This window comes from Pseudomonas fluorescens, assembly GCF_018614655.1.
GTDB classification, from domain to species: domain Bacteria; phylum Pseudomonadota; class Gammaproteobacteria; order Pseudomonadales; family Pseudomonadaceae; genus Aquipseudomonas; species Aquipseudomonas fluorescens_BX.
Genome location: NZ_JAGGOG010000018.1, coordinates 268996 through 291343 on the forward strand (window position 1 = coordinate 268996; position 22348 = coordinate 291343).

Sequence of the window (22348 nt, forward strand, 5' to 3'; positions counted from 1 at the left end):
GCCGCATGCGAACGCGCATTCTACCCGGAAACGTGGGTGAGGAAAGTGGCGTTGTTCCCCGATGCTGGTACGGCGCTATTAGAGGGCTTGTTTAAAATAAGGGCTTTTGGCAGAACTTCAACCCATGGAGCACAGAAGTTACTTATTGATTTAATGGAGAAACCCCTGACAAAGCATTGCTCGGGGCGGGTCAGACGCTTTCTGCTACCATGGCAGCTCTGTTACTTAAGGTGTCTGATCATGGCATTTCGCCCTCTTACGGCCCGCGCTCCTGCCGTGTTGCTTCGCGAAGCCAAGCCCTTAAAAGCCATCTTCGGCCACGCGCAACGCCTGGGCCACCTGCAACGTCTGGTGGATAGCCAGTTGCAACCGGCTGCCCGCGAACATTGTCATGTCGCGTCCTGGCGCGAAGGCAACCTGTTGTTGATCGTCACCGACGGCCATTGGGCAACTCGCTTGCGCTATCAGCAAAAACGCTTGCAGCGCCAATTGCAGGCCTTTGACGAGTTCGCCAGCCTGACACGCATCCAGTTCAAGGTGCAGCCGCCGACCGTTCAGCAAGGCGCGGTGGGGCATACGATGGATTTGTCGACGGATGCCGCCGAGACCATTCAGGCCACGGCGGACGGTATCACTGATCCGAACTTACGAGCGGCGCTGGAGCGCCTGGCGGCTCATGCCAAGCCCAAAACCTGAGCCTGGCACACAGCCTGCCTATATAGCTATTTACGCTTGCTGCCTCCCAGCAACGACCCCAACAACCCACGCACCAACTGTCGCCCCATCTGATTGGCTGCTTGCTGCATGGCCGACTTCAGCGCTTTGCCTGCGGTGGTACCCAGGAATGCACCCGCCTTATCAGTGAAACTCGGCTCTTCAGCGGCAGGCGCAGCCCCCTCCTGCGGCGCCAGGTCTTTGCGCGCCATCAGTACTTCATAGGCCGACTCCCGGTCTATCGGCTTGTCATAGCGGCCCAGCAACGGCGAACTGGCGATCAACGCCACCCGCTCAGCCTCGGTCAACGGCCCGATCCGCGATTGCGGTGGCGCTACCAGCACGCGCTGGACTACCTCCGGAGTGCCTTTTTCCTGCAGGGTGCCCACCAACGCCTCACCCGTACCCAACTCAGTGAGTACCGCCAAGGCATCGAATGCCGGATTGGGCCGGAATCCATCGGCCACTGCCCGCAGGGACTTCTGTTCTTTGCTGGTGAATGCCCGCAAGCCGTGCTGAATACGCAACCCCAACTGCGCCAGGACGTTGTCCGGCAGGTCGCTCGGCGATTGGGTGACGAAATACACCCCGACGCCTTTGGAGCGAATCAGCCGTACCACTTGCTCCAGACGATCCTGCAGAGCCTTCGGTGTGTCGGCAAACAGCAAGTGAGCCTCATCGAAGAACAACGCCAGCAGTGGCTTTTCGGCATCGCCACGCTCCGGCAATTGCTCAAACAGTTCCGCCAGCAACCACAACAGGAAGGTCGCGTAGACCTTGGGCGACTCATGCACTAGTCGGCTGGCATCCAGCAGATGAATCCGCCCGCGACCATCGCTGGAGGGCTGCAGAATATCTTCCAACTGCAACGCCGGCTCGCCGAACAAGGCTTCGGCGCCTTGCTGTTCAAGGATCGCCAGACGCCGCAACAGGGCCTGGCTGGAGCCGGTGGTCATCAAGGCTGCGTCCTCACCCAACAGTTCCGGGTGGAACTTGAGGTGATTGAGCAGCGCCTTGAGGTCCTTGAGATCCAGTAGCAGCAAGCCTTCGCGATCGGCCACTTTGAACGCCGCGTACAAGGCCGACTGCTGACTATCGGTCAACTCCAACAGGGCGCCCAACAACAGCGGGCCCATTTCGCTAATCGTGGTACGAAGTGGATGACCTGACTGCCCGTGGACATCCCACAACGTCACCGGATAAGCCTTGGGCGTGTAATTGAGGAACGGCATGCCGGCGATCCGCTCGGCCACCTTGCCCTGGGGATTGGCCGCAGCACCCAGGCCGCACAGGTCGCCCTTGATATCTGCAGCGAACACGGCGACTCCCGCATCGCTGAAGGCTTCCGCCAAGCGCTGCAAAGTGACGGTTTTGCCGGTCCCCGTGGCGCCAGCGATCAGGCCGTGGCGGTTAGCCAGGCGCATGGCCTGGGCAATAGGTTGGCCTTTAAGGTCTGCACCAATAATCAGTTGCGAGGAGTCTGGCATTTTGTCACCCATGGTTAATCTTTAACGCTGCACGGTCGATACAGACAACTGAGAGACCTAAAAAGTCTAAAAGCAGAATCAGATACTTCTTACAGAGATAGATGGAAATATCACACTTCTTCTGAAGCTGCCATTTTGCGCGCTTTTACAAAGACGCACCTCAGACATTAAGACCTTAGCGGACCCTACAAGCCCTGAATAAAAAACTGCGTTTCAGCCACAAGATACTGCTTGCCGCGGCCCTTATCGTCATTGCCTTTTTTTGCGTGTTTACCCTGTACAACGACTAAAAAACACCGCTCCCCTGTAGCCGCTGGCGCAGCCTGCGATCGGCTGCGCAGCCGTCGCCAGCCTCTTGAAACTGCGAAGATCCTTCGGCCCTTATCACAGCCTCGTACCTCGGCAGCAGCTACAACCGAACCGAACATCTATCCTTACCTAAGGTCCACGATAAGGAGAGCAATGGATCGGAGGGATGTTTATCGTGCATATCGCTGACATAACCATGTTCTACGCCCCAGCCAGCGGTGGCGTACGCACGTATCTGGATGCCAAGCACCGTCGCCTTGCACTCAGGACCGGCATTCGCCACAGCTTGCTGATCCCTGGCGCCCACTTGAGTGAGCAGGACGGCGTGTTCAAGGTCCCCGCGCCCGCCCTGCCCTTCGGCAAAGGCTACCGCTTCCCGCTGCGTCTGGCTCCATGGCGCAATGTCCTGCACGATTTACAGCCTGATCTGATCGAGGTCGGCGACCCCTACCTGACCGCCTGGGCCGCGCTGGATGCTCGGCGCCAGCTGGATGTGCCGGTGATCGGCTTTTACCACTCCGATTTGCCACTGCTGGTGAGCAACCGCATGGGCAGTTGGTTTACACCCAATGTCGAAGCCTATGTCAGCAAACTCTATGGGAATTTTGACCGAGTCCTGGCGCCAAGCCTGGTGATGGCCGACAAACTGATCGGTATGGGTGTGAAGAATGTGTTCGTCCAGCCCTTGGGCGTCGACTTGCAAGTTTTTAACCCGGCCGCCCGGGATCCTGGGCTACGGGCCGAATTGGGCATCAGTGAAGAGACTCGCCTGCTGATATTCGCAGGCCGTGGCTCCAAGGAGAAAAACCTGCCGGTGCTGCTCAACTGCATGAGGCGCCTCGGCGAGGGTTACCATCTGCTGCTGGTAGGCTCGGGCATGCCCGCTGCCGTGCCGGACAATGTCACCATCGTCGACGGATTCCGTCCCGCCCAACATGTCGCCCGGCTGATGGCCAGCGCCGATGCACTGCTGCACGGCGGCGACCAGGAAACCTTTGGCCTGGTGATTCTCGAGGCCATGGCCTGCGGTCTGCCGGTGGTCGCGGTGGCCGCCGGTGCGTTCAATGAAATCGTTGACGAGCGTTGCGGCTTGCTGTGTACGCCCAATGATCCTCGCGCCATGGCCGACTCGGTGTTTGAACTGTTCGGTGCCGACAGTCGGCGGCTCGGCGCGCAAGCTCGGTGCCATGTCGAACAGCATTACGCCTGGGACGCCGTAGTCGACAGTCTATTGGGGCATTACCACGCGGTGCTCGGTACTCAACAACCGATGCTTGCCCGTGGTTGAGCGCTCGGTGTTGCTGGTGCTGCATGATGTGACGCCGCAAACATGGGCGGATTACCAGCTTTTCGTCGAAGCCGTGGACGCCTTGGGCAATGTGCCCATAACTTGGCTGGTGGTACCGGACTTTCACCGACACAACGCCGTCGATGCCCATGGCGACTTTATCCGCCAGCTCGACAAGCGGGTGGCCAAGGGCGATGAACTGGCCTTGCACGGCCACTACCACTGCGATGACCAACCGACACCCCGCACGCCCAAGGATTGGTTCATGCGGCGGGTGTATACCCATGAGGGTGAGTTTTACCGACTCTCCAAAGCCCAGGCGCTGTCACGGCTGGCCGATGGCATTGAATTGTTTCGACGCCATGACTGGCCGCTACAGGGCTTCGTCGCTCCCGCCTGGCTGATGAGCGCAGGCACTCGCCAAGCGCTGTGCCAGTTACCACTGGCCTATACCAGTGATCCACAGCACCTGTATCGCCTTCCCGACTTTACCTCGATAGAGGCCCCGGGCCTGGTCTGGAGCGCTCGTAGCGCATGGCGTCGAGGCTTGTCGAAAGTTATCAGTGAACGACGCGAACAGCGCTGGCAATCCGCACGGGTGATCCGCCTGGGTTTGCACCCGGTGGACATGCGCCACGACTTTTCTCGCCGATATTGGTTCGACACCCTGCAACGATTACTGAACACGGGCCGAGCTCCACTGACCAAATCCGCCTGGCTGGCGACCCAGCCATGAACCGGTTGATCTGGCTGTTCGTCGCGTTGCTGGCCGCACTACTGATTCCCTTGTGGCTGGGCGGTAATGAAATCGGCGCGCGTCTACAGCAATTCCCCCGGCCCCTGTTGCTGGTGATGTTCGGCATGATTGGGCTGTGCTGGCTGATCAATACCTTACGTATCCGCCTGCTATTGGGCGAACACCTCGGCCAGTTAGGACGGATAAAGAGTTTCGGTGTGGTGATGTCCACCGAATTCGCCATGTGCGCCACCCCAGGCGGCAGCGGTGGGCCACTCACCCTGATGGCATTACTGGCACGTAACGGCGTACGCCCAGCCCATGGCAGTGCGGTATTTGCCATGGATCAATTGAGCGACCTGCTGTTCTTTCTTTGTGCATTGATCGGGATCGTGCTGTACGCGCTCTTTCACACCCTCAATCCGAGACTGGAATGGCTGCTGGGGTTTAGCGCGGTCTCGATGGTGGGCGGGCTGTTCAGTTGTTTTTTACTGGCCCGTTATTACCGACGTTTGATTCGCCTGACGGGCTTTCTCCTCAAGATCATTAAGGTGCAAGACATTACCCTACGCCGCTGGGCGCGCAAATTACTGCACTTTCTGGCGGCCTTCCGCGACACGCTCAAGTTGCCGTGGCACACCCTGGCGCTGGTGTTCTTGCTGACCTGCGTGCACTGGACATTACGATACAGCGTGCTGTACCTGGCCTTGAATGGTCTGGGCGCCAATGTGCAGTGGGCCTGGAGTTTTTTGATCCAGATGCTGTCGCTGACAGCCGGGCAATTCAGTCTGTTGCCGGGCGGCGCAGGAGCGGCGGAATTGACATCGGCGGCCTTACTGGCACCGATGGTGGGAAAATCAACCGCGGCAGCCGCGATTTTGATCTGGCGGGCGGTGACCTATTACTTTTATCTGCTGGCGGGTGGGCCCGTGTTTCTCTTGATGGTGGGCAAGCCCTTGCTCAAACGATTGATTCAGGGGAGGCAGGAGGATCGGACTCCTTCTGTAATACTTCCCACAACCGAGCAGCATCCGGAAAATCGGTACCGTCTTCTGCGTCAAGAGCATCCGGGTCATAGCGACTCAGACACCCCTCACCCAAAGTCGCGGGGGCCTTGGAAGTAGCTTTATCGAGTGGGTCAGTCATCAATCCATCCTCGTCTGCCTGTAAAGGAAAAGAGCCTGCAGCGATTTAACGCCCAGGCCCTTCACACTTCAATCAGAACACCACCGTCTTGTTGCCATGCACCAGCACACGGTCTTCCAGGTGATAACGCAGGCCACGTGCCAGAACCATCTTCTCGACATCACGGCCGAAGCGCACCATGTCTTCGATGCTGTCGCTGTGGCTGACCCGTACCACGTCCTGCTCGATGATCGGACCGGCGTCCAGTTCTTCGGTGACATAGTGGCACGTTGCGCCAATCAACTTCACGCCACGCAGGGACGCCTGGTGATATGGCTTGGCACCGACAAACGACGGCAGGAAGCTGTGGTGAATGTTGATCACCTTGCCGGCGTATTCACGGCACAGTTCCGGCGGCAGGATCTGCATGTAACGCGCCAGCACCACGACATCGGCGTCGTGCTGCTTGACCAGGCGCGACACTTCGGCAAACGCCGGTTCCTTGTTCTGCGGGTCGACCGGAACGTGGTAATACGGAATACCGTGCCACTCGACCATGCTGCGCAGGTCGTCATGGTTGGAGACCACGCAGGAAATTTCGCAGTCCAGTTCATCACTGTGCCAGCGGTGCAGCAAGTCTGCCAGGCAGTGAGACTCGCGGCTGGCCATAAGGACCACGCGCTTTTTCTGTTCCGTGTCGGTGATGCGCCAGGTCATCGAAAACTCTTCGGCGATCGGCGCAAATGCCTCGCGAAAAGCCTCAAGACCAAAGGGCAGTGTGTCGGCACGGATCTCGTGACGCATGAAGAACCAACCGCTGAGATTGTCCGAGTGATGGCTCGCTTCAGTGATCCAGCCGTTGTGGGACGCCAGAAAGTTACTGACTTTAGCAACGATACCGACGCGGTCCGGGCAAGCAATCACCAGCCGAAAAGTGCGCATTAGGGGGAAACTCCAGAACTTCGCAAAGGCCGCCATTCTAGCGATTACGCAGAAAAACTGCAGTATTCCTTAACGCTTATTCTGTCTGCGCGCGTCGGGGCGGCCCCTTAATAGCGTAAGGTTTTACCTCGCTATATGTGCCTGATCGCTTGAGTTTGGGCAGTTAGTCAAGATTTAACGAGAGTATCTTTATCCCGTCCCCCTTACTAATTAACTCAATTCCACGCTTTTGCCACAAACAACCAAAGTAAATTACATAAAAGTCCCCTTAAATGTTTACTTGAGGAAACTGTCTGACTATTATTAGGCCACTATCCCCTGTCACCCTGCGCCCTACATAAGGTAGCCCTCATGTCCCTGATCAACGAATACCGCGCCACCGAAGAAGCTATTAAAGAGCTGCAAGCCCGTTTGAAGAACCTGTCCCAAGACGACAAACTGCAAACCGAGCTGGAATTCGAAGGCAAATTGCGCACCCTGATGGGTGAGTACTCCAAATCCCTGCGTGACATCATCGCGCTGCTGGATCCAGAGTCGAAAGTTAAAGCACCACGTGGCGCTGTGAAAACTACCGGCACCAAACGTGCTCGCAAGGTTAAACAGTACAAAAACCCGCACAACGGCGAAGTGATTGAAACCAAAGGTGGCAACCACAAGACCCTGAAAGAGTGGAAAGCCAAGTGGGGCGGCGACGTGGTTGAAGGCTGGGCTACCCTGCTGGGCTAAGCCTCGCACGGTCGCAGCTTGATTCGCGACACAATAAAAAACGCCAGCATGCTGGCGTTTTTTATTGTCCGGATTTTTCCATAAACTGATTACAGGCTCAAACGTGCGCCCAAAGAGTCTGCATACTCTTGCCATTCATCAAGCACCTGACGCTGAAATGATGTAGCACTAACAGCCAATTCCAGCCGGGTCTGCTTAAAACTCTCAAGGGTATTCGGTGCGCCCCATTCAGCGTCTGACAAACGTTGCTGACAGAAAAGTCTCCAGCGCTCTTGCTCCTCGCTATTCAAGGTATGCGGAAAGTTTCGAGCGCGGTAGCGAAATAACAATTCAGGCAAACGCTGATCATCAAAAGGCCACTGACGCGCTAATTGCCCAGGCTCGGCGAGTCTGACTTGCTCACATAAACGCCGATCACGATCACCGACAAAACCATCGTATAGCTGCTGCTCGGGGTCGGTGCTCGATGCAAAGTCTTCTTCGGCATAAATCGCCGGTAACTTATCGCGCCAAACTTCCTGTGCGTCAGTTAGCCGCAGGGCACGTGCCTGATACAGCTCCATGTCCAGTTGTAAACGCTGGCGGTCTTCGGCCCGCAGCACATTCAAAGGGGCCACCACTGGGCAGCGATTGATGTGCAACAGCTTGAGCGGCACTGGCAGTTCACCCTCCGCCAGGTCATCACGCCGGGTATACAAGCGCTGGCGCAGGGTATCGGCGTCCAGGTCGAGCAAGCCTTGGGGATCGAGCCCCAGGTCACAGACGATCAAGGCATTGCGGTTACGCGGATGCCAGGCCAATGGCAACACCACCCCCAGATAATGGCGCTCGGCAGAAAAACGACCGGAGATATGCACCATCGGCTGCAACAGCCGGACCTGGTCCATGACCCGTTGTTTGCTGCGCAACTGAAACAGCCAGTCATACAGCTTGGGTTGTTTCTCGCGAATCAATCGGGCCAGGGCAATGGTAGCGCGGACATCGGACAAAGCGTCATGAGCCTGCCCATGGTCGATGCCATTGGCGGCGGTCAGGCGTTCAAGCTTGAGGGTGACCCGCCCGTCCTGCTCCGGCCAGACAATGCCCTGCGGACGCAGGGCGTAGGCCGTGCGAACCACGTCGATCAGGTCCCAGCGGCTATTACCACCCTGCCACTCACGCGCATACGGGTCGAAGAAGTTGCGATACAAACTGTAGCGCGTCATTTCATCGTCAAAACGCAAGGTGTTGTAACCGGCACCACAGGTACCGGGGGCAGCAAGTTCGGCGTGGACCCGGGTCATGAAATCGGCCTCGACCAAGCCCTTCTCAGCCAACACGCTCGGCGTGATACCGGTAATTGCACAGGCCGCCGGGTGAGGCAGGATATCGTCGCTGAGCTGGCAATAGAGGTTGACCGGCGGTCCCACCTCGTTGAGGTCGAGGTCGGTACGAATCCCCGCTACCTGCAGCGGACGGTCGTTACGCGGGTTGATGCCGGTGGTTTCATAGTCGTACCAGAAGATGGTGGTCACGGGCTATTCCTGTACTGAAGACCGACAAAGTCTAGGCGCTGGAAGATACCTGAGGCCAGCGCTGCGTGAGCTGTACAAACATTCAGTGAAACGTTGCAGCACTTTGAGTGGTTGCTTCCACCGTCGACACTGCTAGCATCCGTCTCTCTATACGCCTGCTGTCGCCCGGCGCGACAGCCCTGCACTGCCAAGGACCGCGATGCCATCAGCGCCATTGGACACCCGCTACCAGATCGAGACCCCGGAGGGCATCGACCTGCCCCTGCGCCCGGCCGGCCTGCTGCCTCGCTCCCTAGCGTTTGCCTTCGACCTGGGCCTGCGCGGCCTGATCCTCGGTGTCCTGTTCCTGGCCCTGGCGTTTCTTGGCAACCTGGGGATTGGTCTCGGTTCGATCCTGCTGTTCCTTGTCAGTTGGTGGTACATGGTGCTGTTCGAAGTCCTCAACCAAGGCTGCTCGCCCGGCAAACAGATCATGGGCCTGCGGGTAGTACAGGACGATGGCACGCCCATCGGCTGGTCCGCTTCGCTGATTCGTAACCTGCTGCGCTTTGCCGATATGTTGCCCTTCGGCTACTTCCTCGGTGCTATCAGTTGCCTGCAGCATCCCCACTTCAAACGACTCGGCGACCTGGCCGCCGGGACCCTGGTGATTTACCGCGAACAACCGTTGTCACGCCCGCGACTTCCCCAGGCCCCGGCGCTGCGCCTCCCGTTTGCCTTGGACCTGAACGAGCAGCGGGCCATACTCGGTTTCGCCGAGCGCCAGGGAGAACTGTCCACTGAGCGCGCCAACGAGCTGGCCGCGATCCTGGCCACGCCCTTGCAGGTTTCCCCCGGCCGCGCCGTGAGCGAACTCAACGGCGTGGCACGTGGTTTGTTGGGGCCGACATGAAGCAGAGTCTTTTCGAAAGCCGTCATCAGCCCCAATGGCAAGCCTTTGCCGACCAACTGACGCAGCTTGAACAGGGCAAGGCCGATACCTCGGACTTTGCCGATTTCCCTCATCATTACCGACGTTTGTGTCAGCACCTGGCCCTGGCTCAGGAGCGCGGCTACAGCAGTTACCTGGTGGACCCGCTGCAACAACTGGCCCTGCGCGGTCACCAACAGCTGTACCGGCATCGCAGCCAGCTGGGGGCCAATGTGCTGGGTTTCGTACTCGCCGACTTCCCCCGGCTGGTGCGCGAGCAATGGCGGTTCGTGCTGGTGGCCAGCCTGCTGTTCTTTGGCAGCCTGCTGGGTATTGCCCTGCTGGTGTACCTGTTTCCGGACCTGATCTACAGCATCGTCAGCCCCCAACAGGTGGCCGAGATGCAAAGCATGTACGACCCCGACGCCAGCCGCCTGGGGCGAGCTGCCGAACGCGCATCGAGCGAAGACTGGATGATGTTCGGCTATTACGTCATGCATAACATCGGCATTGCCTTCCAGACGTTTGCCGCCGGCTTGCTGTTTGGCCTGGGCAGCGTGTTCTTCCTGTTCTTCAACGGGCTGATCATCGGTGCCGTTGCCGGGCACCTGACGCAAATCGGCTACGGCGAGACCTTCTGGTCATTCGTCATTGGCCATGGTGCTTTCGAACTGAGCGCCATCGCCCTGGCAGGTGCCGCCGGCCTGCAACTGGGTTGGGCATTGATCGCCCCGGGACATTTGGCCAGAAGCGAGTCCCTGCGGCTGGCTGCGCGCAAAAGCGTGCAAATGATCTGTGGTGTCATGGTGTTTCTGCTGATTGCGGCCTTTATCGAAGCCTATTGGTCCTCCACTACCACCGTGGCGCCCTGGATCAAGTACGTAGTGGGCGCCGCGCTCTGGCTATTGATGGCCGCCTATCTGTTGCTCGCTGGACGGAGTCGCCATGCGCCTGAGTGACGCCAGTGTGGTGATTCGCCCCCGTACGTCCTGGGAAGCCATGGACCTCGGTGTCCTGATGGCCCGTGAACACCGTGGGTTGTTGATGAGCAGTTGGGCACTGATAACCCTGCCGATTTTTACCCTGTTCAGCGCGCTGCTATGGAATTACCCGTCTGCCGCGCTGCTGCTGTTCTGGTGGCTGAAACCGGCCTTTGACCGTCTGCCGTTGTATATCCTGTCCAAGGCCCTGTTCGGTGAGACGCCTACCCTCAAGCAGGCCCTGCGCCAATGGCCACGCCTGCTCAAAGGTCAACTGTTGGTCAGCCTGACCTGGCGGCGATTCAGTCTCAGCCGCAGCTTCATAATGCCGGTGGTCCAGCTCGAAGGCCTGGAAGGCCAGGCCCGCCAGCAACGCCTGGGAGTGCTGCAACAACGCAACGCCGGCGCCGCACGCTGGCTGACCCTGATCGGCGTACACCTGGAAATGGCGTTGTGGATCGGCTTGATGGTGCTGTTCTATCTGTTCCTGCCACAGCAGGTTGAACGGGATTGGGACTGGCAACAGCTGATACTCGCGACCGGGCACGATTGGCTGTGGCTGGAGCACCTGACCAATGCCTTCTACGCCTTGATCCTGGTGTTCTGGGAGCCGATCTATGTGGCCTGCGGTTTCAGCCTGTACCTGAATCGCCGCACCACGCTGGAGGCCTGGGACCTGGAACTGGTATTCCGCCGCCTGCGCCAGCGCCTGAGCCCGATGGCAACGGTTCTACTGCTGGCCATCGGACTGCTGCTAATCCCGGCGATCCAACCGGCCATGGCCGATGAGCCGATCACTGCGAAGCCGCTCAGCACACAAGCCGCCAATCAGTCGATCAAGGCGTTGCTGGAACAACCACCGTTCAAGAATCCTGAAACCGTTACCCGCTATCGCTTCGGACCCGACAAACCCAGCGAGAAAGACAAATCGGGGGGCGATGCCAAGCTACCGGCCTGGCTGGAAGCACTGCTGAACAACCTCAACAGCAACTCGTTCAAACACCTGGCCAAGGGCCTTGAAGTGCTGCTCTGGAGCTTGCTGCTGGGGGCATTGGCCTTGCTGATCTGGCGCTATCGCGACTGGCTGCGGGCCTTTGTCAGCCGACGCGCGCCGTACAATCCAAAAATCGCCAAGCCCACCCCCACGCAACTATTCGGTCTGGAACTGGGCACCGAAACCTTGCCCGACGACATTGCCGGCACCGCCGAACAGCTCTGGCCAACCCAGCCACGGGAAGCCCTTGGCCTGCTCTACCGCGGCTTGCTCAGCCGCCTGTTGCACGACTTCAACCTGCCCTTGAAAGACGCCGACACCGAAGGCCAGGTCCTGGAGCGCATTCATCGGTTGCAACAACCCCAGTTACTGGCGTTCAGCGCTGACCTGACCCGGCACTGGCAGAACCTTGCCTATGGTCACCGCCTGCCGCCGACGCAGGCACAGCAACAACTGTGTGGTGATTGGCGAGCGCTGTTCGGCTCGGGAGCGGCGCAATGAATCGGCCATTGTTGTGGGTCGGGCTGGTGCTCGGTTGCTTGCTGACAGCGGGCGGTCTCTACGCCTGGCACAAGGCAATTCCCTACCAGGAGGTGGTCGACCGCGGCCCCTCTCCCGAAGTCCAGGCCAATCCTTACCTCGCGGCGGAGCATTTTCTGCGTCAGCAAGGCCTGGTGGTCGAACACGCCAACGGCCTTGAACAACTGACGAGCCTTGCACCCAAGGGCAGCAGCCTGTTGTTGCTGGGCGAGCGCAGCAACATGACCCCGCGCCAGGCTGACCAACTGCTGGAATGGGCCAAGTCTGGCGGCCATCTGCTGCTGGTGGCTGAAGCGCTGTGGGATGATGAAACCGGTAAAAGCGACGATCTGTTGCTGGACCGTGTGCAACTGCGCCAAGCCTTCAGCGAGGGCTTCGACAAGCCGGTACCGGCCGGTAAAAAGCCTGCGCCTGACCTGACCAAGCTGTATGTCGACAACGAAACCCCTGCGGCCTATTTCAGCTTCGACACCGACTTCAACCTTACCGACCCCAAGCACCTGGCCCAGTTTTCAGCCAACAGCGCCAAGGCCAGCCACTTGATGCAGGTCAATCTCGGGCAAGGGAGCGTCACGGTGGTCACCGACAGCGACTTGTGGAAAAACCGCAATATCGGTCGGCACGATAACGCCTGGTTGCTGTGGTACCTGAACCAGGGCACCACCGTCACACTGCTGTTCAACAGCGACGTTGATGACTTTTTCAGCCTGTTGCTGCGTTACTTTCCTCAAGCCCTGACGGCGCTCGCGGCGCTGATAGCCTTGGGTTTGTGGCACGCGGGCATGCGCCAGGGACCGATTCAACCACCCGCCTCCAGGGCGCGCCGGCAATTGCAGGAGCACTTGAAAGCCAGCGCTGACTTCCTGCTGCGCCGCAGCGGACAAAACAGTCTGTTGCAGGCCCTGCAGCACGACATCCTGCGTACCGCCCGGCGCCGCCATCCCGGCTTCGAACACCTCGACACCGCTGAACAGTGGCAGGCCCTTGAACGCCTGACCCGCCAACCCACCCTTGTCATCAGCCAGGCCCTCGGCCCACTCCCGGCAAAACGACTTTCCAGCGCCGACTTCAGCCGCCAGGTGGCGTGCCTGCAAACCCTCAGGAACGCCCTGTGATCCGGTGTTGACGACCGTTAGATATGTGCCCTATCAGGAACCGCCCCAAGACGTTCATAGGCAAGGTGCCGAGACTGTTTTTGGTCAACCCGGACGTTCAAATCAATACCCCAGACCAGTAAGCGGTCTTCTATCCCTTTAGTACCAGAGACATGTCAGGGTATCTGGCGCACATGAAATCGACGAAGGCGCGAACCTTCGGAGCAGTAAGGCGCCTGGAGGTGTGCAAGACCCACAACTCGGGTTCTACACCCGATACCGTGCCCCACTGGACCAACTCGCCACAGGCCAGTTGGTTCCATGCGATGGACTGTGGAATCAGGGCAACACCACCACCGGCGATAGCAGCATCGCGGACCATCAATAGCGAAGAGAACCGCAGCTTCGGGATCGGTTCCAGGACCAACTGCCCTCCATCGAGACTCCAGTGGGTGGGCTGGAAACTCGAAGTTACGATGCCTGGAATAGGTCTGATTGCGCCGGGCATCGGCTTAGGTACTTCTGGCGCAGCCACGACTACCAGCCGGTCTTTGGCGAAGCACCGGCCGACCAAACTGCTGTCTGGGCTCGGGTTGATCCGGATGGCGACGTCAAATTGTTCTTCCACAAGGTCAACCAGACGATCCTCCGCCACGACTTCGATTTCGACCTCCGGGTAGGCGGTACAGAATTCGGCGCCAATGCGGCCCATTGCAAGCTGGGAGAACAGGACTGGGGAGGCGACACGCAAGCGTCCGCGTGGCGTCGAAACGCCCTCACGGGCCGCAGCCATGGCTTCGGCCACCTCGCCCAGCGGACCTTCTGTTCGAGCCATCAGCCTTTCGCCGGCCTCAGTGAGCTTCAGGCCACGAGCGCTGCGCTCTATCAGCCTCACGCCCAGTTGTTCCTCAAGGTCGCTGATTCGGCGCGATAGCGTTGCTTTGGATATGCCGCTCGCACGGCTCGCCTTTCCGAGCCCCTCATTCGTTGCGACGAGCGTGAAATCGATCAAAGCGTTCAGGCTCATAGGTGTTCCACTTTTGAAACGAAGTGTCTGCATTTTGGCGTCTGCGCTTTACCTGCGCAACAGCATATCTTCTCGTCATCGGAACTCGATACGAGGTGTCGGCACGTCACTACCCGACATCCTCGCGCGCACGCCGGCGAATCGTCGGGGCCTCTGGCTCATGAACAAACCTGACCCCGAGCTACTGGCGCCGCTAACCCATTCAATACTCTCAAGGCAGGAGCTTCAAAAATGAGCATTCTCGTAATCGGTGCCACGGGCACCATTGGTTCACTCATCACTCAAGGCCTTGCCGACGCAGGCGCCGAGGTCAAAGCCCTTGTGCGCCAACCGGGTAAGCGGGCCTTCCCCGCAGGCGTCACTGAAGTTGTCGCAGACCTCACCGATGTGCCGTCGATGCGCGTCGCGCTGTCGTCGGTGCGTACGCTGTTCCTGCTCAACGCTGTTACGCCCGACGAAGTCACGCAAGCGCTCATCACGCTGAACCTCGCTCAGGAGGCTGGCATCGAGCGCATCGTCTACCTGTCGGTGATCCATGCAGACAAATTCACCAATGTTCCGCACTTCACCGGCAAGCATACGGTTGAGCGCATGATCGAGAGCCTCGACATCCCCGCAACTATTCTGCGACCAGCTTATTTCATGCAAAACGAGCGCATGGTCCAACAGACGATTCAGAACTACTCGGTATACCCGATGCCAATCGGCTCGGCGGGTGTCTCGATGATAGATGCGCGCGACATCGCCGATATTGCCGTTGCAGAGTTGCTGCGACGCGACAAGGCACCGTCCGCCCTGGATCGTGTAACGCTGGAGTTGGTCGGGCCACAAGCACTGACAGGTGCCAGCGTGGCGAAAGCCTGGAGCGCCGCCCTGGATCGCGAGATCGCCTACGGTGGTGACGATGTAGCGGCCTTCGAAGGACAACTAGCTTCGTACGGCCCCGCCTGGTTGGCTTACGACATGCGCCTGATGATGGCGGGTATCCAAAAGTTCGGCATGCAAGCAACTGAAGGAACGGTGGGCCGACTGGAGGCGATCATCGGGCACCCGCTGCGCACCTATGAGGACTTCGTCCACGAAGCCATTGCCGGGGCTTAAGCTGATGCTTTATTGAGATCCTCAGCCTATGGCCATCACGGTAGGTCTGAATGTCAGAAGCCTGAAAGTCAGGCTCTGAAGCCTTAAGCGCCCGCGGGAAAGAAACCCGGCAACAGAGGGGCCATGGCCCTTCTGTGTAGCCGGTGGCGGTGGGGGTCAAACCGTGACGATCATGCAGCCGATCGCGCCGGACTCATGGTAGATGACGTGGCCGCTGTTCTGCAGGGTGAACCCACGCAATGCGTTTTTGGCTACGTCGCTGTAAGCCAGGGAAACCACCCAACGGGCCTCGACGGGCTGGGTGTATTTGACAATTTTCTCGATATCCTTGCGGGTTTCCGCCATCAGCTTGTTGCCGGCGTTGGTGGCGCTCTCGACTTTCACCTCAATGGCATAACGCTCGACGTTCTGGCCGACCAGCACGTCGAGGTGCAACGCCTGGTTCGGCGGTGGGTACGGCACTTCGCGGGCAACGCCCAGATTGGCGGCACGCAGTAACATGAGAAACTCGACCTGGAACCAGACTTCCCAGGCCGCGCCCGTACTGATCGCGGCCGCGATACGTGAGTGGTCGTTCAAGATGAGATGGCTGAGTTCGGTGTTGTTCATGGTGCATTCCTTCTGCTGGATAGGTGCAGATAGGAACGAACCGGCGACGCCACTGTGAATGGTGTGCGACTCGCAGCCGCAGGATTTTATTGAGGCCGGTGTTTTATCTGACGATTCGTTGAGCTGGATTTCCATCGCTTGACGTGAAATCGCAGTGCACACCGAGCATGGAACGGGCGCGGTAAAGACCGAAGGGCGAGAACTGACCGGCGCTTGGCGGCATTACTCCGACAGAACCTGACGGTGATGGCCTAACCTCCACTTCTGAAGATCGCGCGAAAAGAGAGGTTACTATGGAACTGCAATTGTGCAGGATGGCACTCACTCGTTCCGCCCATGAAAACTCACGAAGAACGTTCGATTAGGTAAGTATCTGTAACAACCAGTAAGGATCCGGAAAAAGATGAGCGAATTTCCAGCGCAACCCCTTCAGCACGCCAGCGAGTTGGCCCAGGCCTTGCGCGTTGAGCTGCGCAAGGCGGTGATCGGCCAGGATCAGGTGATCGATGACGTACTCACTGCGCTGATCGCCGGCGGCCATGTGCTGCTCGAGGGCGTTCCGGGCCTGGGCAAGACCCTCCTGGTGCGCGCCTTGGCGCGCTGTTTTGGTGGCGAGTTCGCGCGCATCCAGTTCACTCCGGACTTGATGCCCAGCGACGTCACCGGCCATGCCGTGTACGACCTGCACAGCGAGCAATTCAAGCTGCGCAAAGGCCCCTTGTTCACCAACCTGCTGCTGGCCGATGAGATCAACCGCGCGCCGGCGAAAACCCAGGCGGCACTGCTGGAAGCCATGCAGGAACGCCAGGTCACCCTCGAAGGCGAAGCACTGCCCATCGGGCAACCGTTCATGGTGCTGGCCACCCAGAACCCGATCGAACAGGAAGGCACTTACCCGCTGCCCGAGGCCGAACTGGATCGCTTCATGCTCAAAGTGCGCATGGACTACCCCGAGGCACAACAGGAACTGGACATGGTGCGTGAAGTGACCCGCTCGTCCAGGGCCGACATGCTCGACGTGCAACCACTGCGCACCGTGCTCCAGGCCGAAGACGTACTGCTGTTGCAACAGATCGCCAGCGAGCTGCCCCTGGATGAACAGGTACTCGACTATGCCGTACGCCTGGCCCGCACCACCCGTAGTTGGCCGGGCCTGACCATCGGCGCGGGGCCTCGCGCCTCCATTGCCCTAGTGCGCGGCGCACGGGCCAGGGCGCTGCTGCGCGGCGGTGAATTCGTGACCCCCGACGACATCAAGGGCTGCGCCCTGGCAGTGTTGCGTCATCGGGTGCGCATCGCCCCGGAGCTGGACATTGACGGGCTGGAGGTGGACCAAGTACTTAAACAACTGCTGGACCAGGTCCCGGCGCCTCGGCAATGACCCGCCCATGAAGCCCACCCGTCTGCTGCTGATCTGGCTCGGCGTATTGCTGGGGTTGAGCATTCTGCTGGGCGCCTGTACGGCGTTGCAGTTCAACGTGCCGGGCACGCTGCACTCGATCACCTGGGGCCTGCTCCTGGCTCTGCTGTTGCTGGCCCTGCTGGATGCCGTTCGCCTGCGTCGCCGACCTTCGCCACGGGTGCGACGGCAGATGCCCGGCAGCCTCGCCCTGGGACGCTGGGGAGAGGTGCGGATCACGCTTGAACACGATTACCCACAGCTATTGGCCGTAGAGGTGTTCGACCACGTGCCCGATGGCCTGACGCTGGAGAACCTGCCACAGTCCATCGAACTGCGACCCGGCGAACACAGCGAGCTGGGCTATCGCCTGCGACCGTTGCGGCGCGGGCATTTCAGTTTCGAGCGGTGTGAAGTCCACCTTCCGAGCCCTCTGGGGCTGTGGGCGGCACGACGCTTTATAAAGGCCCACGATGCGACCCGGGTCTACCCGGACTTCGCCCGTTTGTATGGTGCACAGTTGCTGGCCGTAGACAACTGGCTCAGCCAGCTCGGTGTACGCCAGCGCCAGCGTCGCGGGCTGGGTCTGGAGTTTCACCAGTTGCGTGAATTTCGCGAGGGCGACAGCCTGCGCCAGATCGACTGGAAAGCCACCGCCCGCCAGCGTACCCCGATTGCCCGCGAGTATCAGGATGAGCGCGATCAACAGATCGTGTTCATGCTCGACTGCGGCCGGCGCATGCACAGCCAGGATGGCGAATTATCCCACTTCGATCACGCACTGAATGCCTGCCTGCTGCTCAGCTACGTCGCTTTGCGCCAGGGCGATGCCGTGGGGCTGTGCACCTTTGCTTGCGACCAGCCCCGCTACCTGGCGCCCGTCAAGGGCAGCGGCCAGCTCAACCTGTTGCTCAACACGGTGTATGACCTGAACACCACCCGACGTGCGGCTGACTACCAGGCTGCAGCCAGCCAACTGTTGGCCCGGCAGAAGCGTCGGGCGCTGGTAATCGTGGAGAGTAATCTGCGCGATGAGGACGATGAAGAACTGCTGACAGCGGTCAAACGTATTGGCCGCCAGCATCGGGTACTGGTGGCGAGCCTGCGGGAGGAAGTCCTGGACCAATTACGCCAGTCGCCGGTCGAAACCCTGCCCGAAGCACTGGCCTATTGTGGCACCGTCGATTACGTCAACGCCCGCAACGAACTCCATGACCGGTTGAGCGCCCACGGTCTGTCGGTGCTGGACACACAACCCTCGGAGCTCGGCGCCGCCCTGGTGACACGCTACCTGGGCTGGAAGAAAGCGGGAGTGTTATAAAAGCGGCGCACAGCCTGATGCCCGTCAGTTAAGCGAAAGTGATTCACTGCTGGGCTAAGCCGAGGCCTGCAAGGGATCAAAGCTGAAGTACTGCAACAGTGCATTGATCAGTTGCCCGTATTCGACGGGTGCTCGCAACACACTGAACCCTGAGTCGTAATGCAGTGGGTTTATATCTTCATGGCTCCACAGGCAACTGGCCGTAAGATCAACTGCCTGTACATCGCCCTCAGGCCCGGGGATCTTCAAACGTAGCTCGAAGTCTGCGTGGACCATAATGGGCAATTGACTGATCAACATCAGACCCTCTTCAGAGACATTGCCCAAGTAACCAATGGGCCTGTCCGTCAGACGGTTGAAGACTTGCAGAAAGCAGGGCAATTGATGCCGCTCAATCCTTCGGTCGGTAAACATGATGAGTTCGCCATCCAATGGCCATGACTCTGGCCGCTCCAGTGATTCGGAACAGGCCGCTATGGCCTGCTCTCCCTCGATTTCGGTGCGACAACAGCAAGCGCCTTGTCACGTTACAGCTGCCGAATCCGGGTCTAGCATCCGTTCAAACAAAAAACTTGTACAAACAGACATTCAAAGATTAGCCGAAGACTGGCAAGGGGCCAGCTATGCAATGATAAATATCATTACAATGATGCCGGACGCGGTCGAGCGGCACTGACGCCTGGGTAGTGCCCCAGTTGCTGCAAGGTGTCCAGACGTGCACGTGCCCGAAAGGCATACTCGCTGGCCGGGTACTGACTGATGATGAACTGATAGGTTTGCGCCGCATCGACGAACAGCTTCTGCCGCTCCAGGCACTGCCCGCGCAGCATCGAGACCTCCGGTTGCACATAGCGCCGGGACCGACTTTCACGGTCGACCTGGGACAACTCAAGAGTTACCCGCTGACAATCGCCGACACCATAGGCGCGATAGGCATTGTTCAAATGATGGTCCATCGACCAACGGGTACAGCCGACAACACTGACGGCCAGGGCAGCAATGATCACGATTCGCATGGGGGTTCTCCTGTCTTGTGCAGTGTATCGACCCCTGTGCAAAAATCTTCAAGGTTGATCACCTGTCCAAACAGGTGAAAACAAGCGAAACGTCGATAAGTAGTGCAAACGAACAATGACTACAACCAAAGAGCATAGTAGCCTTCCTCAGCGCTTGAACTCAGGAGTCCGTGCATGTCCGTCCGTCGTACCAAAATCGTCGCCACCCTTGGCCCGGCCAGTAACTCGCCGGAAGTCCTCGAACAGCTGATTCTGGCTGGCCTGGACGTTGCCCGTCTGAACTTCTCCCACGGCACCCCGGACGAGCACAAGGCTCGCGCCAAGCTGGTGCGTGACCTGGCCGCCAAGCATGGCCGCTTCGTTGCACTGCTGGGTGACCTGCAAGGCCCGAAAATCCGTATCGCCAAATTTACCAACAAGCGGATCGAGCTGAAGATCGGTGACAAGTTCACCTTCTCCACCAGCCATCCGCTGACCGACGGCAACCAGCAAGTCGTGGGTATCGACTACCCGGACCTGGTGAAAGATTGCGGCGTCGGCGACGAGCTGCTGCTGGACGACGGTCGCGTGGTCATGCGCGTCGACACCGCTACCGTCACTGAGCTGAACTGCACCGTGATCATCGGCGGCCCGCTGTCCGACCACAAAGGCATCAACCGTCGCGGCGGTGGCCTGACGGCGCCGGCCCTGACCGAGAAAGACAAGGCCGACATCAAGCTCGCCGCCGAAATGGAAGTGGACTACCTCGCCGTGTCCTTCCCGCGCGACGCCGCCGACATGGAATACGCCCGTAAGCTGCGCGATGAAGCTGGCGGTACCGCCTGGCTGGTGGCGAAGATCGAACGCGCCGAAGCCGTGGCCGATGACGAAACCCTCGACGGCCTGATCAAGGCGTCCGACGCGGTGATGGTTGCCCGTGGCGACCTGGGCGTGGAAATCGGTGACGCCGAACTGATCGGTATCCAGAAGAAGATCATCCTGCACGCTCGCCGCCACAACAAAGCGGTGATCGTGGCGACCCAGATGATGGAGTCGATGATCCAGAACCCGATGCCGACCCGCGCCGAAGTGTCCGACGTGGCCAACGCCGTGCTGGACTACACCGACGCCGTGATGCTCTCGGCTGAAAGTGCCGCAGGCCCGTACCCTCTGGAAGCCGTCCAGGCCATGGCGCGGATCTGCGTCGGCGCTGAAAAGCACCCGACCAGCAAGACCTCCAGCCACCGCATCGGCAAGGTGTTCGAAAGCTGCGACCAGAGCATCGCCCTGGCCGCCATGTACACCGCCAACCACTTCCCGGGCGTGAAAGCGATCATCGCCTTGACCGAAAGTGGCTACACGCCGTTGATCATGTCGCGTATCCGTTCCTCGATCCCGATCTACGCGTTCTCCCCGCACCGCGAAACCCAGGCCCGCGCGGCCATGTTCCGTGGCGTCTACACCGTACCGTTCGACCCGGCATCGCTGCCGCCTGAGCAAGTCAGCCAGGCCGCGATCGACGAGTTGCTCAAGCGTGGCGTTGTGGAGAAAGGCGACTGGGTCATCCTGACCAAGGGCGACAGCTACCACACCATTGGTGGCACTAACGGCATGAAGATCCTGCACGTTGGCGACAAGATGGTCTGAGTGACACACTGAAAAACAATGTGGGAGGGGGCTTGCTCCCGATAGCGGTGTGACAGTCAGCTTATCCGTCACTGATCAACCGCCATCGGGAGCAAGCCCCCTCCCACATTTGGTTAGCGTCGGTTGATAAACCCCGACAACGCCGCAATCGCCTCCGGCGACTTCAGCCGCTGGGTAAACAAGGCACCTTCTTCCTCGATCACGCGGCGCAACTGTTCGCGGTCGACACTTTTCATCAGCTGTTTGCTGACCTGTACCGCACCGGGCGCCAGGGTTTCGAAACGCTCAGCCACTTCTCGTGCCTTGGCCAAGGCTGATTCGCCGCTGCCCAATGCTTCAGTGGCAATACCCCAAGCGGCAGCCTGTTCACCGGTAAACCCCTCACCCAACAGCAACAGTTCGGCTGCCTTGGCATGCCCTAACAAACGCGGAAGGATCAGGCTGGAGCCGAACTCCGGGCACAGCCCCAAGTTGACGAACGGCATGCGCAACCGCGCATCCCGGCTGATGTAAACCAAGTCACAATGCAACAGCAGCGTCGTACCAATACCCACTGCCGCCCCCGCCACGCCAGCAATCACCGGTTTACGGCAATTGAGCAGACTCTTCATAAAGTGAAAAGGCGGGCTGTCGAGGTCGGTCGGCGGCTGTTCGAGGAAGTCGCCGATGTCGTTACCTGCGGTGAAGCACTCGCAACTGCCCTGGATCAATACAGCATTCACGGTGGCATCTGCGTCAGCCTGCTCCAGCGCCTCGGCCAACTGACTGTACATGGCGCGGGTCAGGGCGTTTTTCTTGTCCGGGCGATTGAGCTGCAAGATCAGCAGCCCACGTTCGCGTTGCAGCAGGATGGCGTCGGTCATGGCATATCTCGCGGCTGGGAAATTCAG

21 protein-coding genes and 1 pseudogene are annotated in these 22348 nt (G+C 59.4%); 14 read left to right on the forward strand and 8 right to left on the reverse strand.

Annotated elements, in window-relative coordinates:
* The first annotated feature begins 240 nt into the window (after window positions 1-240).
* Entirely contained in the window at window positions 241-696 is a 456-nt protein-coding gene (locus tag J7E41_RS19320; RefSeq protein ID WP_155581369.1) for a DUF721 domain-containing protein, read from the forward strand.
* A gap of 26 nt (window positions 697-722) precedes the next feature.
* Here the strand turns inward: J7E41_RS19320 and J7E41_RS19325 are convergent, their stop codons facing one another.
* The gene (locus J7E41_RS19325) at window positions 723-2201 is read right to left on the reverse strand and encodes a helicase HerA-like domain-containing protein (RefSeq protein WP_214995371.1); all 1479 of its coding nucleotides are present in this window, start codon (window positions 2199-2201) and stop codon (window positions 723-725) included.
* Window positions 2202-2395: 194 nt separating this feature from the next.
* Here J7E41_RS19325 and J7E41_RS28560 point away from each other — a divergent pair.
* The 4 genes and pseudogenes from J7E41_RS28560 to J7E41_RS19340 form a co-directional block, all read left to right on the forward strand.
* A pseudogene (locus J7E41_RS28560) lies at window positions 2396-2488 on the forward strand (hypothetical protein); the annotation flags it as partial.
* Between the two features lie 188 nt (window positions 2489-2676).
* Window positions 2677-3798, forward strand: coding sequence for a glycosyltransferase family 4 protein (locus J7E41_RS19330; RefSeq protein WP_214995232.1), 1122 nt, complete (start codon window positions 2677-2679; stop codon window positions 3796-3798).
* Window positions 3791-4534 carry a DUF2334 domain-containing protein gene (locus J7E41_RS19335; RefSeq protein ID WP_214995235.1) on the forward strand — a complete coding sequence of 248 codons (744 nt, stop codon included), beginning with the start codon at window positions 3791-3793 and terminating at the stop codon, window positions 4532-4534. Before J7E41_RS19330 ends, J7E41_RS19335 begins: the two co-directional genes overlap by 8 nt.
* Window positions 4531-5658 (forward strand): lysylphosphatidylglycerol synthase transmembrane domain-containing protein, encoded by a 1128-nt coding sequence (locus J7E41_RS19340; RefSeq protein WP_214995237.1) that lies wholly within the window; start codon window positions 4531-4533, stop codon window positions 5656-5658. Before J7E41_RS19335 ends, J7E41_RS19340 begins: the two co-directional genes overlap by 4 nt.
* A 94-nt stretch (window positions 5659-5752) precedes the next feature.
* Here the strand turns inward: J7E41_RS19340 and purU are convergent, their stop codons facing one another.
* Complete coding sequence (purU, locus tag J7E41_RS19345; RefSeq protein ID WP_155581367.1) at window positions 5753-6601, reverse strand: formyltetrahydrofolate deformylase; 849 nt, start codon at window positions 6599-6601, stop codon at window positions 5753-5755.
* A 351-nt stretch (window positions 6602-6952) separates the two neighbouring features.
* On the opposite strand from purU, the gene mvaT reads away from it, so the two are divergent.
* A complete protein-coding gene (gene mvaT / locus J7E41_RS19350) occupies window positions 6953-7327 on the forward strand; it encodes a histone-like nucleoid-structuring protein MvaT (protein WP_005790963.1) in 375 nt (124 codons plus the stop codon).
* A gap of 89 nt (window positions 7328-7416) precedes the next feature.
* Here the strand turns inward: mvaT and sbcB are convergent, their stop codons facing one another.
* On the reverse strand, window positions 7417-8841 hold the full coding sequence (gene sbcB / locus J7E41_RS19355; protein ID WP_214995240.1) for an exodeoxyribonuclease I: 1425 nt from the start codon (window positions 8839-8841) through the stop codon (window positions 7417-7419).
* Window positions 8842-9040: 199 nt separating this feature from the next.
* Between sbcB and J7E41_RS19360 the strand changes: the two genes are divergently transcribed.
* Genes J7E41_RS19360 through J7E41_RS19375 form a run of 4 tightly spaced genes read left to right on the forward strand, consistent with a single transcriptional unit; the run spans window position 9041 to window position 13380 of the window.
* Window positions 9041-9733 carry an RDD family protein gene (locus J7E41_RS19360; RefSeq protein ID WP_214995243.1) on the forward strand — a complete coding sequence of 231 codons (693 nt, stop codon included), beginning with the start codon at window positions 9041-9043 and terminating at the stop codon, window positions 9731-9733.
* Window positions 9730-10710 (forward strand): stage II sporulation protein M, encoded by a 981-nt coding sequence (locus J7E41_RS19365; RefSeq protein ID WP_214995245.1) that lies wholly within the window; start codon window positions 9730-9732, stop codon window positions 10708-10710. The genes J7E41_RS19360 and J7E41_RS19365 overlap by 4 nt, the downstream gene beginning before the upstream one ends.
* Window positions 10697-12226, forward strand: coding sequence for a DUF4129 domain-containing protein (locus J7E41_RS19370; protein WP_214995247.1), 1530 nt, complete (start codon window positions 10697-10699; stop codon window positions 12224-12226). The genes J7E41_RS19365 and J7E41_RS19370 overlap by 14 nt, the downstream gene beginning before the upstream one ends.
* Window positions 12223-13380, forward strand: a complete 1158-nt coding sequence (locus J7E41_RS19375; RefSeq protein WP_214995249.1) for a DUF4350 domain-containing protein — start codon at window positions 12223-12225, stop codon at window positions 13378-13380. Before J7E41_RS19370 ends, J7E41_RS19375 begins: the two co-directional genes overlap by 4 nt.
* 130 nt (window positions 13381-13510) lie before the next feature.
* On the opposite strand, the gene J7E41_RS19380 is transcribed toward J7E41_RS19375, so the two are convergent.
* Entirely contained in the window at window positions 13511-14386 is an 876-nt protein-coding gene (locus J7E41_RS19380) for a LysR family transcriptional regulator (protein ID WP_214995251.1), read from the reverse strand.
* Window positions 14387-14617: 231 nt separating this feature from the next.
* Between J7E41_RS19380 and J7E41_RS19385 the strand changes: the two genes are divergently transcribed.
* On the forward strand, window positions 14618-15487 hold the full coding sequence (locus tag J7E41_RS19385) for an NmrA/HSCARG family protein (protein WP_214995253.1): 870 nt from the start codon (window positions 14618-14620) through the stop codon (window positions 15485-15487).
* Window positions 15488-15643: 156 nt separating this feature from the next.
* On the opposite strand, the gene J7E41_RS19390 is transcribed toward J7E41_RS19385, so the two are convergent.
* Window positions 15644-16096, reverse strand: coding sequence for a hypothetical protein (locus J7E41_RS19390; RefSeq protein ID WP_214995255.1), 453 nt, complete (start codon window positions 16094-16096; stop codon window positions 15644-15646).
* A gap of 403 nt (window positions 16097-16499) precedes the next feature.
* Between J7E41_RS19390 and J7E41_RS19395 the strand changes: the two genes are divergently transcribed.
* Together J7E41_RS19395 and J7E41_RS19400 are read left to right on the forward strand one after the other, a co-directional pair.
* The gene (locus tag J7E41_RS19395) at window positions 16500-17477 is read left to right on the forward strand and encodes an AAA family ATPase (protein ID WP_214995257.1); all 978 of its coding nucleotides are present in this window, start codon (window positions 16500-16502) and stop codon (window positions 17475-17477) included.
* Window positions 17478-17484: 7 nt separating this feature from the next.
* Window positions 17485-18816 carry a DUF58 domain-containing protein gene (locus J7E41_RS19400; RefSeq protein WP_214995259.1) on the forward strand — a complete coding sequence of 444 codons (1332 nt, stop codon included), beginning with the start codon at window positions 17485-17487 and terminating at the stop codon, window positions 18814-18816.
* Window positions 18817-18870: 54 nt separating this feature from the next.
* Here J7E41_RS19400 and J7E41_RS19405 read toward each other — a convergent pair whose 3' ends face one another.
* On the reverse strand, window positions 18871-19230 hold the full coding sequence (locus J7E41_RS19405) for a PilZ domain-containing protein (RefSeq protein ID WP_214995261.1): 360 nt from the start codon (window positions 19228-19230) through the stop codon (window positions 18871-18873).
* Between the two features lie 227 nt (window positions 19231-19457).
* The gene (locus J7E41_RS19410; RefSeq protein WP_214995263.1) at window positions 19458-19832 is read right to left on the reverse strand and encodes a tetratricopeptide repeat protein; all 375 of its coding nucleotides are present in this window, start codon (window positions 19830-19832) and stop codon (window positions 19458-19460) included.
* Window positions 19833-20006: 174 nt separating this feature from the next.
* Here J7E41_RS19410 and pyk point away from each other — a divergent pair, with 174 nt between their 5' ends.
* Window positions 20007-21458 (forward strand): pyruvate kinase, encoded by a 1452-nt coding sequence (gene pyk / locus J7E41_RS19415; protein WP_214995266.1) that lies wholly within the window; start codon window positions 20007-20009, stop codon window positions 21456-21458.
* Between the two features lie 113 nt (window positions 21459-21571).
* Here pyk and J7E41_RS19420 read toward each other — a convergent pair whose 3' ends face one another.
* Window positions 21572-22321, reverse strand: coding sequence for an enoyl-CoA hydratase (locus J7E41_RS19420; RefSeq protein ID WP_214995268.1), 750 nt, complete (start codon window positions 22319-22321; stop codon window positions 21572-21574).
* Window positions 22322-22348: the final 27 nt, after the last annotated feature.